Below are 12,327 nucleotides of genomic sequence, written 5' to 3'. Positions count from 1 at the left end.
CAGCGCGAATCGAGCTGCATCGGATCGAGGCATTCATCTCGCGCGGATTTGTGCCTACGCTCCGGGGCATGACGCTCATCGACGAGCCGCGCGTGCACAGCACCCACCAGGTCGTGAACCAGGCTTCACCGCTGTCCGGATTCGATCCGCTGGCCTGCGACCCCGCGCTGGGTTCGGCGCTGACCCGCTACGCCGTCGGCGATCTGACACCGGTCGCACTGGAGGCCGGTTCGGCCGAGGCCCGCGAGCACGGCAGGCTCGCCGACGAGAACCCGCCTCAGCTGCGCACCCACGACCGCTACGGCAACCGCGTCGACGAGGTCGAGTACCACCCGTCGTGGCACTGGCTGATGGAGCGGGCGATCGCGCACGGCCTGCACGCCGCACCGTGGGGGCAGGGGGCGGGCGCGCACCTGCGCCGGGCCGCCGGGTTCTACCTCTGGTCGCAGGCCGAGGCCGGGCACAGCTGCCCGATCTCGATGACCTACTCCGCGGTCCCCGCGCTGCGCTGGTCGCCGGAGCTGGCCGCCGAGTTCGAGCCGAAGCTGACCGCCCGCCGCTACGAGTTCGGGCTGCGCCCGCCGCAGGAGAAGTCAGCGCTCCTGGCGGGCATGTCGATGACCGAGAAGCAGGGCGGCTCCGACGTCCGCGCCAACACCACCACCGCCGAACCACTGGCCGACGGCACGTACCGGCTGGTCGGGCACAAGTGGTTCACCTCGGCGCCGATGAACGACCTGTTCCTGACGCTCGCGCAGACCTCCGGCGGGCTGAGCTGCTTCCTGGTCCCGCGCGTGCTGCCCGACGGCACCCGCAACGAGATCCGCCTGCAGCGACTGAAGGACAAGCTGGGCAACAAGTCCAACGCCTCCTCCGAGATCGAGTACACCGGCGCGATCGGGCACCTCATCGGCGAGGAGGGGCGCGGGGTCCGCTGCATCATCGAGATGGTGTCGATGACCAGGCTCGACTGCGTGCTCGGCGCGTCGGCGAACATCCGGATCGCGCTGTCCGAGGCCGCCAACCACGTGCAGCAGCGCAGCGCGTTCGGCGCCCGGCTGGCCGACCAGCCGCTGATGCAGCAGGTGGTCGCGGACCTGGCGCTGGAATCCGAGGCGGCGACGACGCTGGCGATGCGGCTGGCCGCAGCCGTCGAGCAGCAGGAGCACGACCTGCTCCGGCTGGCGCTGCCCGCGACGAAGTTCTACGTCTGCAAGCGGGCCCCGTACGTGGTGGCCGAGGCGCTGGAGTGCCTGGGCGGCAACGGCTACGTCGAGGAGTCCGGGATGCCCCGGCTCTACCGCGAGGCGCCGCTGATGTCGATCTGGGAGGGCTCGGGCAACGTCACCGCGCTGGACCTGCTGCGGGCGCTGGCCAAGCAGCCGACGAGCCGGGACGCGATCCTCGCCGAGCTCGACGCCGCCGCCGGGGAGAACGCCGCCTACGACGACGCGCTGCGCCGCGTCCGCGCGGAACTCGCCGATCCCCGCCCGGAGCGGGCGCGAGCCCTGGCGGAGTCGCTGGCGCTGACGCTGCAGGCGTCGCTGCTCCAGCGCTACGCCCCGGCGTCGGTGTCGGACGCGTTCATCGCAACGCGCCTGGCGGAAGCGGGCCGCACCTTCGGTTCAACACCGGTCACGGGCGCCAAGCAACTCTTCGACCGCATCGCACCTGGCCAGTGAGGGAACCGGGGATATCGATCGTGGACGTTTCGGACCAGAACGCCACCGCGGAACGAAGCGGAAGGACCTTCAGCGGTTGAGCAGGTAGCGGTGCTCGGGCCAGCGCTCGGCGATGAGGTCCACTGCCTCGTCGCCGAACGGGTTCCGCCCCGGTCCCTTCGCCAAGGAGTGCGCGATGTGGACGTGCAGGCACTTCACGCGGTCCGGCATGCCGCCTGCGCTGACGTCGGTGCCCAGCGACTCCAGCGCGTCGCGCTCGGCCAGGTAGGACTCGTGGGCCGCGCGGTAGCGGGCCGCCAGGTCCTCGTCGGTCTCCAGCCGCTCGGCCATCTCCTTCATCAGGCCCTCCGCCTCGAACGTCGAGGCGTGGGCCGTGAGGTCGGGGGCCGTCAAGTAGTACAGCGTCGGGAACGGGGTGCCGTCCTCCAGCCGCGGCCAGGTCTGCACGACCGTCGGCTCACCGGAGGCGTCACGTGCCGCGATCGCGTGCAGCCCCCGGGGCGGCCGTCCGAGCTGACGCCGGACGCACTCCCGGTCCGCCTCGCTGACCAGCGACGTATCCACCGTCACGATTCCTTCCCCAACACCGAGTTCCACATCTCCTCGTACCACGGCACCCCGTCGTCACCGGGTGCCCGCGGAGGCGGCGGGGCCGGAGCCTCCGGGACCTCCACGATGTAGGGCGTCTCCCCCGGCCGGACGTAGCCGAGCCGGGCCCGCGCCTCCGCCTCGACCTGCGCGGGATCGGAGAGCTCCTGCTTGCGCTGCTCCAGCTCGCGAACCTGGATCTCCAGCTCGACGCGCTGCGTCTCCTGCGCGGCGAGCTCGTCGCGCTGGCTGAGGTAGGTGCGCAGCGGCACCGCCGCGCTCAGCGCCATCACGCACACCAGCAGCGCCAGCACCGCCGCGCGACGCGTGGAGGAGAGCTTGAACGCTCCCCCGGTGCTGGACTTCGCCCTGCTCGCCGGGCGCCGCTTCGGGGTGCCCCGAACCGAGCTCGTCCCGGTCGTCTTGCGTTGAGCCGAGTCCCGGCGGGCGCGCACCTGCCGGCGCGACGGCGGAACGTTCCGCTCGTCGCGCCCCTGCGGATTCGATGCGCGCCCGGCCGGCATGGCTCAGCTCTCCGCGTTGAACCGCGGGAACGCCAGCTCACCCGCGTAGCGGGCGGCGTCGCCGAGGCCCTCTTCGATGCGCAGCAGCTGGTTGTACTTGGCAACCCGCTCGCTCCGCGCCGGAGCACCGGTCTTGATCTGGCCGCAGCCGGTGGCCACCGCCAGGTCGGCGATCGTGGTGTCCTCGGTCTCGCCGGAGCGGTGGCTCATCATGCTCTTGTAGCCGCACGAGGTGGCCAGGCTGACCGCGTCCAGGGTCTCCGAGAGCGTGCCGATCTGGTTGACCTTGACCAGCAGCGCGTTGGCGGCACCCTTGTTGATGCCGTCCTCCAGGCGCTCCGGGTTGGTGACGAACAGGTCGTCGCCGACCAGCTGCACCTTGTCGCCGACCTGCTTGGTCAGCTTGACCCAGCCGTCCCAGTCGTCCTCGCCCAGCGGGTCCTCGATGGACACCAGCGGGTAGGCCGAGACGAGCTCCTGGTAGTACTCCGCCATCTGGTCGGCGGTGCGCTTGGTGCCCTCGAAGTTGTAGGTGCCCTCGTTGAAGAACTCGGTGGCAGCCACGTCGAGGGCCAGCACGATGTCGCGGCCCAGCTTGTAGCCGGCCTTCTCGATCGCCGAGGCGATCAGGTCCAGCGCCTCGCGGTTGTTGGGCAGGTCGGGGGCGAAGCCGCCCTCGTCGCCCAGACCGGTCGGCAGGCCCTTGGACTTCAGGACCGACTTCAGCGCGTGGTAGGTCTCCGCACCCCAGCGCAGCGCGTCGGCGAAGGTGTCCGCACCGATCGGCGCGATCATGAACTCCTGGATGTCCACACCGGTGTCGGCGTGGGCACCACCGTTGAGGATGTTCATCATCGGCACCGGCAGCACGTGCGCGTTCGGTCCGCCGATGTAGCGGAACAGCTCCAGCTCTGACGCCTCCGCGGCGGCCTTGGCCACCGCCAGCGAGACGCCGAGGATCGCGTTGGCGCCCAGCCGGGACTTGTCCGGGGTGCCGTCGAGGTCCACCAGCTTCTGGTCGACCACGCGCTGCTCGGTGGCGTCCAGACCGGTCAGTTCGGGTCCGATCTCGTCCAGCACGGCCGAGACGGCGTTCTCCACGCCCTTGCCGCCGTAGCGGCCGGCGTCGCCGTCGCGCAACTCGACGGCCTCGTGTTCGCCGGTCGAGGCGCCCGAGGGGACCGCGGCGCGACTGAGCGTGCCGTCCTCCAATGCCACTTCGACCTCGACGGTGGGGTTACCGCGCGAATCGAGGATCTCGCGGGCGCCGACCTGTTCGATGATCGCCACGTGTGCTCCTAACCAGCTTGGACTCATAGGACGGGAGCAACCGACACGACGTTCCCGCACGCCGCGAACCGGCTGTCCGCCCCGACAACCGACTACGAGCCTAACCGGGCGGGCGCAGCGCTCGCCGCAGACTCGCGATGCCGTGATCTGCGCCGCTCCCGGTGTTCGTCCGCCATTCGCCTCCGGGGAGGTCACGGCACCGCGAAGTCGGCTCGACGTGGGGCGCTCGATACCTCAGCGTCACCACAAGACCATCCGGTCGGACGTCTCGGAACAGCCGATCGCGGATTAACGTTGTCCGCGCCATGACGAACGAAGGCACCGTCGAAGCGTTCCGGCGAGCGGAGGAACTGCTCGCGCAGCGCCGCCCGCTGGAAGCCCTCCGAGTCCTCGAACCCGTGATCGACGTCGCCCAGGACAAGCCCAGCGTGCAGCTGCTGCTGGGGCGGGCGTACTTCTTCACGGCGCAGCTGCGCCGAGCCGAGCACGCCTTCCTGCGCGTGCTGGAGTTCGATCCGTCCGACCACTACGCGCGCCTGGTCCTGGGTCGCACCTTGCAACGTCAAGGACGCCTCACCGAGGCCCGCGCCCAGATCCGGCTCGCCGCCACCATGTACCCGGACCCGGCCTACCAGGAGGCCCTCGGCGAGATCAACGCCCACATCGCCGTCCGCTCCTCCTGACCCAATTCCCCCTGATCGGCCCGCACCACGCGACCCCGGTGCCTGAAGGGCGGGTGGGGTCAGCGGCGGGGGTTTCCCGCTGCTGCGTAGTTCTCGGCCAGGCCGAAGACCTTCTGGGCGTACTCGACGGAGTTGTTGTAGGACATGACGCCCTGCCACCAGCCGGAGCCGGTGGACATGTCGCGGCCGTTCGCGCACAGGTAGCGAGCGGCGGAGACGGCCGCGTCGTCGAGGTTCTGCGGGTCGCCCCGGCCATCGCCGCTGCCGTCGGTGGCCCACTTGCGCCACGTCGAGGGGATGAACTGCATCGGACCGACGGCCCGGTCGTGCTCGACGTCGCCGTCCAGCGCGCCCCCGTCGCTGTCCGGGATCAGCCGCACGTTGGGACCGCCGTCGAGCTTGATGCCGATGATCGGCACCGACGGGCGACCGTCCTCGCGCAGCTGCCGGTGGCCGAACCGGCCGTGGTTGGACTCGATGCGGCCGATTCCGGCGAGCGTGGTCCAGGAGATCTGGCAGCTCGGCTGGTGCTGGCGCATCGCCAGGTCCGCGTTGACGTAGGAGACGACCGCGCGAGCAGGCAGGTCGACGACCGCCGAGATCTGGTTCGCCCACTCGCGCACCGGGTCGACGCCGGGCTGGGGTTGCGGCGGGGTCTCCACCTGCGGGGCCTGAACCGGTGGCGCGATCGATCCGGGCGCGACCGGCGCCGGCTTGGGGTCCTCGGCTCGCGGCGGCGCGGCCACCGGCGCCTTCGGCGGGGCGCCGAGGACGTTGACCAGGGCGACTCCGACCACCATCGCGGCCAGCAGCGATACGGCCAGCACGAGGCGTCCGAGGGCCGCGAGCACCGTTGGCGAGGTCCTGATCACCCGCACAGGCTACTTGCAGGTAGGCCCCGGCTCCAGCACTCCCAGACCCCGACCACCCTCCGGAATCAACCCTGGGCCGGCAGTGACCGGCTGGTCTTCCCGTAGTGGTCGGCGTAGTCGAGGACGTCCTGGCCGTAGCTCCGGGACTGGTTGTAGTCCAGCAGCGCCGCCCAGAACCGGTCCCCGTCGCGCAGGTCGTGGCCGACCGCGCACAGGTACCGCCCGGCGGTCAGCGCGGCGTCGTCGAGGTCCTGCGGGTCGGCGACGCCGTCACCGTCGGCGTCGACCTCGTACTTGCGCCAGGTCGACGGGATGAACTGCAACGGCCCGACCGCCCGGTCCCACACCGGATCCCCGTCGAGACCTCCACCGTCGGTGTCCCGGATCGCCTTGACCCCGGCGCTGCCGTCCAGCGGTAAGCCAATGATGCGCGGTTCGGGCCTGCCGGTCTCGTCGAGCCGGGCACCGCCGTGCCTGCCGTGGCTGGATTCCACCGAGCCGATACCCGCCAGCACGGTCCAGCTCAACCCGCAGCTCGGGGCGGAGGCGTTCATCATCTGCTGCGCGTAGCCGTACGCCTGCAGCGCGGCGCGGGGGATGTTGAGCTCGTCGGACATCCGCTCGGACCAGCCGATCAGCTGCGCCTGCGGCCGGTCCGGCGACGACGCCCCCGGCGCGAGCAGCTCGACCACCGGAGGCGCGACGCCGGGATCTGGCGGGGCCGACGCCGACGGCGGCTCGGACGTGGGAGCCGGCGGCGGGGAGCAGGCGGCGAGGGCCAGCAGCAGCGGTAGCGCCAGCGCTCGGCAGTCACGCATCGGAACCGCTGAGCAGCTCGCGCCAGTCGTCGGCGGTGGGGGCGGTGCCGCCCGCCTCGCGGGCGCGGCGTTCGGCCGCTCGGATGCGCTCCGCGAACTCCAGGGCGACCCCGCGCAGCGCGTCCTCCGGGTCGATCCCACCGAGCTTGGCCTTGGCGGCCAGCGCGAACAGCGCCGAACCGGTGTCCTCGCCGGAAGGCATCGCGGCCAGCGGGATTCCGGCCCGACCGGCCCGCTGGGTGAGCTTGGCGGCCAGCGCGACCGCGGGCTGGCCGAGCGCGACACCGTCCACGATGGACTCCCGCTTCTTCTCCTGCTGCTTGAGCTCTTCCCAGCGCGCGTGCTGCGACTCGGTGTCGAGCACGGTGGTGTCGTCGGCGAAGACGTGCGGATGCCTGCTGACGAGCTTGCTGACCAAACCGGCCGCCACGGCGTCGACGTCGAACGGGTCCTCGGAGTCCTCGGCGGCGACCCTGGCGTGGAAGAGGACTTGCAGCAGCACGTCCCCGAGCTCCTCGCGCAGCGCCGAGCGGTCCTTCTCCGCGATCGCGTCGAGCAGCTCGTAGGTCTCCTCGACGAGGTACTGGCGCAACGAGTCGTGGTCCTGCTCGGCGTCCCAGGGGCAGCCGCCCGGCGAGCGCAGCCGGTCCATCACGGTCACCGCGTCCAGCAGCTCCACCCCCGCGGGCGCGGACGAGGAGACGACGGAGGCGCCCGCCGCGCGCAGCGATTCGGCGACGGCGTCGATCTCACCGGTGATCAGCACGGCCGGCGCGGTCGCAGCCAGCTCGACGAGGTCCTGCGGCGCTTCGGGAACGTCGAGCGCGGCCTTGGCCGCCGCCGACATGCCGGCTCCCGCGAAGACCGCGGTGGCCTTGCGGACCAGTGGCAACGCGGCCGGGGGCAACGCCTCGCCGAGCCGGTCGTCCACCAGGACGATCGCAGTACCTTCGGCCACCCGCAGCTCGCTCATACGACGATTGTCCCAACCGTGGACGACCGGGGTTCAGCGACGTGCGCCACAGCCGGGAGGAGTCGGCCGAAAACCGGCTCAGGATCCCTCGTGGTGGTGCGGCTCGATGCGGAATCCCGTGGTCTCGCCCTCGTTCGGCACGGGCTGGAGCCCGATCGGGTCCCACACGCCGTAGCGGGGGCTGAGGGTGACGCCGACGCGGTCCGCGGTGGCGCCCAGCAGGTAGGTGCCGACTCCCTGCAACGTCTGGTCGTCCACGCCACCGGCCGGGCCGGCCGACGGTGCGGCCTTGCGGTCGCGGATGAGCGCGACCAGCCACTGGCCGGAGTTGGGTTCGGGTTCGAAGGCCAGGACCGTGCCCGGCTCGGCGCTGAACAGCGGAGTGGAGGCCGCGAGCTTCGGGCTGTCCACCGCGCGCAGCTGCTGACCCGCGGAGGCCGGGAGGCCCGCCTTGGCGTCGGCGGCGATCAGGTCGCGGACGGCCGCGTCGCCCTGCGCCATCTGGTGCGCCTTGCGCTCGGCCTCGGCGCGGGTGGTGGCCTGGGTGAAGTCGAAGGTGACCGCCAGCCCGTCGAAGTAGCGGCGGCCCAGCTCGGTCACCAGCGCCTCGGTGCGGGCCATCTCGTGCAGGTTCTCGGGCGTGAAGATCTTGCCCTCGGTGGCCTGCGGACCGCCCCACTGGTTGATCATGTCGGTGACCTGCTGCTCGGACGCGGTCAGCCCGTTCTCCCGAGCGGCCTGCGCTACGAGCTCCTGGCGCACCAGCTGACCGGCCAGCGTCCGCCCCAGCTCGTCGTACTGGCCCTGCTCCCGCAGCTGCGGCCTGAGCTCGGGCTCCTTCGCCAGCACCTCGGAGAACCAGGACTGCACCTCGGTGACCGGAATCCGCTGGTCACCGACGATCGCGGCGGCACCGACCTGGCTGGGCCCCGAACCGCACCCCGACAACAGCACACCGGCAACGACGAGAGAAGCGAACAAGCGGCCACGGCGCAGCGAGATCGTCACGCGGGCACCCTCTCACGAAGTAACCCTCAGATGAAGCCACAACACTGTCCGAAGTCGAACTCCCGCCAAACCAGTCAGAAGAGCGCCCAACCCACGTCAGGCAAGCACCGAAGGTGCTTTCTCAGTGCCCCACCAGAGCAACCGGCACCGGCCGTAGCGCCGCGTATCCGTTCCATACTCAAGTCTCGGATCCCGGAGCCAGACGGCGTCTGAGGTTCCGCCACCCGCACCGCCCAGCAGGCCGACCGCTGGAACGAGAACTAGGCCGGAACCGGCGAACTGGTGAGGGTTTCGAGGAATTCCGCGCACCAATCGAGCAACGCCTCATCCCGCAACTGCGGTGCGCCCATGCGACCGCCTGCCGCGCCCTCGGTGGGGCGCGGCAGCGAGACGGTGCGCAGCGCCGGCTTGTAGACGGCCTTCGGGAACAGCCGCTTGAGCCGGACCTGCTTGGAATCCGGCAGTTCCAGCGGCGCGAAGCGCAGCGACGTGCCCTGCAACGTCACCTCGCGGACGCCGTGCTCGCGGCACACCTGCCGGAAGCGGGCGACCTTGAGCAGCCGTTCCACCGGCTCCGGCAGCGGCCCGTAGCGGTCGGTGAGCTCGGCGCGCACCGCCTCCAGGTCGTCGGGATCCGCCGCAGCGGCCAGCTTCCGGTACGCCTCCAGCCGCAGCCGCTCGCCGGGCACGTAGTCGTGCGGGATGTGCGCGTCGATCGGCAGGTCCACCCGCACGTCGGTGAGCTCCTCCTCGCCCTCGGCGGGCTCGGCACCGGCGTGCCTGCGGAAGGCGTCGACGGCCTCCCCCACCAGCCGCACGTAGAGGTCGAACCCGACACCGGCGATGTGCCCGGACTGCTCGGCGCCGAGGATGTTGCCCGCGCCGCGGATCTCCAGGTCCTTCATCGCCACGGCCATGCCTGCGCCCAGCTCGGAGTTCTGGGCGATCGTCGCGAGCCGGTCGTGCGCGGTGTCGGTCAGCGGCTTCTCCGGCGGGTACAGGAAGTACGCGTAGCCGCGTTCCCGCGCACGGCCGACGCGTCCGCGCAGCTGGTGCAGCTGGGCGAGGCCGAGCATGTCGGAGCGGTCCACGATCAGCGTGTTGGAGTTGGAGATGTCCAGACCGGTCTCGATGATCGTGGTGCACACCAGCACGTCGTGCTCGCGCTCCCAGAAGCCCTGGATGATCTTCTCCAGCCGCTCCTCGTTCATCTGCCCGTGCGCGGTGACGATCCGCGCCTCCGGGACGAGCTCGCGCAGCTGGCGGGCCGCCTTCTCGATGTCGCTGACCCGGTTGTGCACGAAGAACACCTGCCCGTCGCGCAGCAGCTCGCGGCGGATCGCCGCGCCCACCTGCTTCTGGTCGTAGGCGCCGACGTAGGTCAGCACCGGGTGCCGCTCCTCCGGCGGGGTCAGGATGGTCGACATCTCGCGGATGCCGGCCATGCTCATCTCCAGCGTTCGCGGGATCGGCGTCGCCGACATGGTCAGCACGTCGACGTGCGTGCGCAGTGCCTTGATGTGCTCCTTGTGCTCGACGCCGAAGCGCTGCTCCTCGTCGACGATCACCAGGCCCAGGTCCTTGTAGCGGACTCCGGTCTGCAGCAGGCGGTGCGTGCCGATGACGATGTCGACCTCGCCGTCCGCGAGGCCCTTGATCGTCTGCTCGGACTCCATCGGATCGGTGAACCGGGACAGGCCCTTGACGTTCACCGGGAACGAGCGCATCCGGTCGGCGAAGGTGTTGAGGTGCTGCTGCGCCAGCAGCGTCGTGGGCACCAGCACGGCCACCTGCTTGCCGTCCTGCACCGCCTTGAACGCCGCGCGGACCGCGATCTCGGTCTTGCCGTAGCCCACGTCGCCGCAGATCACCCGGTCCATCGGCACCGAGCGCTGCATGTCGGCCTTGACCTCGTCGATCGCGGCGAGCTGGTCGCCGGTCTCGGTGTAGGGGAAGGCGTCCTCCAGCTCCCGCTGCCACGGGGTGTCGCCGCCGAAGGCGTGGCCTGGCGAGGACTGGCGGGCGGCGTAGAGCTGGACGAGTTCAGCGGCGATCTCCTTGACCGCCTTGCGCGCCTTGGCCTTGGTGTTCTTCCAGTCCGAGCCGCCGAGCTTGTTCAGCGTCGGCGTCTCGCCACCGACGTAGCGGGTGATCTCGTCGAGCTGGTCCGTCGGCACGAAGAGCCGGTCGCCGGGCTGGCCGCGCTTGCTGGAGGCGTACTCCAGCACCAGGTACTCGCGGGTGGCGCCGCCGACGGTGCGCTGCACCATCTCGACGTACTTGCCGATGCCGTGCTGGTCGTGCACCACGAAGTCACCGGTCTTGAGCGCCAGCGGGTCCACGGCGTTGCGGCGCCGCGAGGGCATCCGGCGCATGTCCTTGGTGGACGTCCCGTGCCTGCCGCCGGTCAGGTCGGCCTCGGTGAGCACCACCAGTGCGATCTCGGGTGCCGCGAAACCGTCTTCGAGCCCGCCGCGCACGACCGTGACCACACCGGCCGCGGGCTCGTCCACGAGCCCGTCCTCGGCCAGCGAGGCGGGGAGTTCGGCTTCGCGCAGCTGCTGCACGGCGCGCTGCGCGGTGCCCGCACCCGCCACGACCAGCACCGCCGCGCCGCCCGAGCTGACGTGGGCGCGCAGGTCGGCGTAGGCGCGCTCGATCTCGCCGCGGTAGGCGTCGGGCTGCTTGAGGGTCAGCCGGACGACCTCGTCGTCCTCGCCTTCCTCGCTGGTCAGCTGGGTCAGCGGCCACCAGGGCAGACCGAGGGCGCGGGTGTGCTCGGCGACCTCGGCGAGACCTCGGTAGGCCGAGGCGCCCAGGTCGATGGGGGCCTTGCCGCCGTCGGCGGCGACCATCCAGGACGCTTCGAGGAACTCCTGCCCGGTGCGCACCAGGTCGGCGGCGCGGGCGTGGATCTTCTCCGGATCGGCCGGGACGACGTGCGTGCCCGCCGGGACGAGGTCGCTGAGCAGCTGCATCTCGCCCTCGCACAGCGCCGGGATGAGGGCTTCCATGCCCTCGACCGGGGCGCCGCCGGCGATCTTGCCCAGCATCTCCGCGAGGTGCGAATCGGCCTGGTGCTGCTCGGCGAGCTTGCCCGCGCGCTCGGCGACCTGCTCGGTGATCAGCAGCTCGCGGCAGGCGGGCGCGGTCAGGTCGGTGTCGGTCGCCTCGGGCAGGGAGCGCTGGTCGGCGACCGAGAACGGGCGGATCTCGGTGACCTCGTCGCCCCAGAACTCCACCCGCAGCGGATGTTCCTCGGTGGGCGGGAAGACGTCCACGATGCCGCCGCGCACGGCGAACTCGCCGCGCTTCTCGACCATGTCGACGCGGTCGTAGGCCAGTCCCGCCAGGTGTTCGACGGTCTCCTGGAAGTCGACCTCGTCGCCCACCGACAACCGCACCGGGCGGAGTTCGCCGAGACCGGGCGCGATCGGCTGGATGAGGCTGCGGACCGTGGTGACCAGCACCCGCACCTGCCCGCACGGGTGCTCCTCGGGGTGGGCCAGCCTGCGCAGCACCGAGAGCCTGCGGCCGACGGTGTCGGCGCGCGGCGAGAGGCGCTCGTGCGGCAGCGTCTCCCAGGACGGGAAGACCTCCACGCCCTCGGGACCGAGCAGGTCGGCGGTCGCGGCTGCGGCTTCCTCCGCCTCGCGGCCGGTGGCGGTGACCAGCAGGACCGGGCGGTCCGCTCCCGCGGCGAGCGCGGCGGCGGTCAGCGGACGCGCTGCGGCCGGGCCTTCCACGACCAGGCGCGGGCTGTCCGCAGCGGCCACCAGGCGCCGCAGGGCGGGATCGCGCAGCACGTTGTCGAGCAGTCCGCGCAGGGGACCGGCCTGGCTCATGGAGCAACCTCGCAGCGGAGAAAAGCGAATGCGGACACACCTCT

10 protein-coding genes are annotated in these 12,327 nt (G+C 71.4%); 2 read left to right on the top strand and 8 right to left on the bottom strand.

Translation table 11 applies throughout. From position 1 onward, the window contains the following. Positions 1-92 precede the first annotated feature (92 nt). A complete protein-coding gene (locus AB0J78_RS14570; protein ID WP_363789742.1) occupies positions 93-1,682 on the top strand; it encodes an acyl-CoA dehydrogenase family protein in 1,590 nt (529 codons plus the stop codon). A gap of 69 nt (positions 1,683-1,751) precedes the next feature. Here the strand turns inward: AB0J78_RS14570 and AB0J78_RS14565 are convergent, their stop codons facing one another. Genes AB0J78_RS14565 through eno form a run of 3 tightly spaced genes read right to left on the bottom strand, consistent with a single transcriptional unit; the run spans position 1,752 to position 4,084 of the window. Beyond that, a complete protein-coding gene (locus tag AB0J78_RS14565; protein WP_363789741.1) occupies positions 1,752-2,246 on the bottom strand; it encodes a DUF501 domain-containing protein in 495 nt (164 codons plus the stop codon). Between the two features lie 2 nt (positions 2,247-2,248). Further along, positions 2,249-2,794 (bottom strand): septum formation initiator family protein, encoded by a 546-nt coding sequence (locus AB0J78_RS14560; protein ID WP_363789414.1) that lies wholly within the window; start codon positions 2,792-2,794, stop codon positions 2,249-2,251. Between the two features lie 3 nt (positions 2,795-2,797). Continuing rightward, a complete protein-coding gene (eno, locus tag AB0J78_RS14555) occupies positions 2,798-4,084 on the bottom strand; it encodes a phosphopyruvate hydratase (RefSeq protein WP_210971054.1) in 1,287 nt (428 codons plus the stop codon). A gap of 305 nt (positions 4,085-4,389) precedes the next feature. On the opposite strand from eno, the gene AB0J78_RS14550 reads away from it, so the two are divergent. Next, entirely contained in the window at positions 4,390-4,767 is a 378-nt protein-coding gene (locus AB0J78_RS14550; RefSeq protein WP_363789413.1) for a tetratricopeptide repeat protein, read from the top strand. 59 nt (positions 4,768-4,826) lie between these two features. On the opposite strand, the gene AB0J78_RS14545 is transcribed toward AB0J78_RS14550, so the two are convergent. The 5 genes from AB0J78_RS14545 to mfd form a co-directional block, all read right to left on the bottom strand. Beyond that, positions 4,827-5,639: a lytic transglycosylase domain-containing protein gene (locus AB0J78_RS14545; protein WP_363789412.1), complete on the bottom strand. Its 813-nt coding sequence runs from the start codon at positions 5,637-5,639 to the stop codon at positions 4,827-4,829. Between the two features lie 65 nt (positions 5,640-5,704). Further along, on the bottom strand, positions 5,705-6,457 hold the full coding sequence (locus tag AB0J78_RS14540) for a lytic murein transglycosylase (RefSeq protein WP_363789411.1): 753 nt from the start codon (positions 6,455-6,457) through the stop codon (positions 5,705-5,707). Next, on the bottom strand, positions 6,450-7,430 hold the full coding sequence (locus AB0J78_RS14535; RefSeq protein ID WP_363789410.1) for a MazG family protein: 981 nt from the start codon (positions 7,428-7,430) through the stop codon (positions 6,450-6,452). Before AB0J78_RS14535 ends, AB0J78_RS14540 begins: the two co-directional genes overlap by 8 nt. 78 nt (positions 7,431-7,508) lie before the next feature. After that, entirely contained in the window at positions 7,509-8,438 is a 930-nt protein-coding gene (locus AB0J78_RS14530; RefSeq protein ID WP_363789409.1) for a SurA N-terminal domain-containing protein, read from the bottom strand. A 260-nt stretch (positions 8,439-8,698) separates the two neighbouring features. Then, positions 8,699-12,283, bottom strand: a complete 3,585-nt coding sequence (mfd, locus tag AB0J78_RS14525; RefSeq protein ID WP_363789408.1) for a transcription-repair coupling factor — start codon at positions 12,281-12,283, stop codon at positions 8,699-8,701. Between the last annotated feature and the right edge of the window lie 44 nt (positions 12,284-12,327).

Origin of the sequence: Saccharopolyspora sp. NPDC049426 (assembly GCF_040676935.1) — a bacterium.
In the GTDB taxonomy this organism is placed as follows: domain Bacteria; phylum Actinomycetota; class Actinomycetes; order Mycobacteriales; family Pseudonocardiaceae; genus Saccharopolyspora.
This window is presented reverse-complemented; position numbering and strand designations above follow the sequence as displayed.

Excerpts from the sequence above, each read along its gene's own strand:
- AB0J78_RS14560 (WP_363789414.1), bottom strand. The coding sequence starts at position 2,794 with ATGCCGGCCGGGCGCGCATCGAATCCGCAGGGGCGCGACGAGCGGAAC.
- AB0J78_RS14550 (WP_363789413.1), top strand. The coding sequence starts at position 4,390 with ATGACGAACGAAGGCACCGTCGAAGCGTTCCGGCGAGCGGAGGAACTG.
- AB0J78_RS14540 (WP_363789411.1), bottom strand. The coding sequence starts at position 6,457 with ATGCGTGACTGCCGAGCGCTGGCGCTACCGCTGCTGCTGGCCCTCGCC.
- mfd (WP_363789408.1), bottom strand. The coding sequence starts at position 12,283 with ATGAGCCAGGCCGGTCCCCTGCGCGGACTGCTCGACAACGTGCTGCGC.
- AB0J78_RS14535 (WP_363789410.1), bottom strand. The coding sequence starts at position 7,430 with ATGAGCGAGCTGCGGGTGGCCGAAGGTACTGCGATCGTCCTGGTGGAC.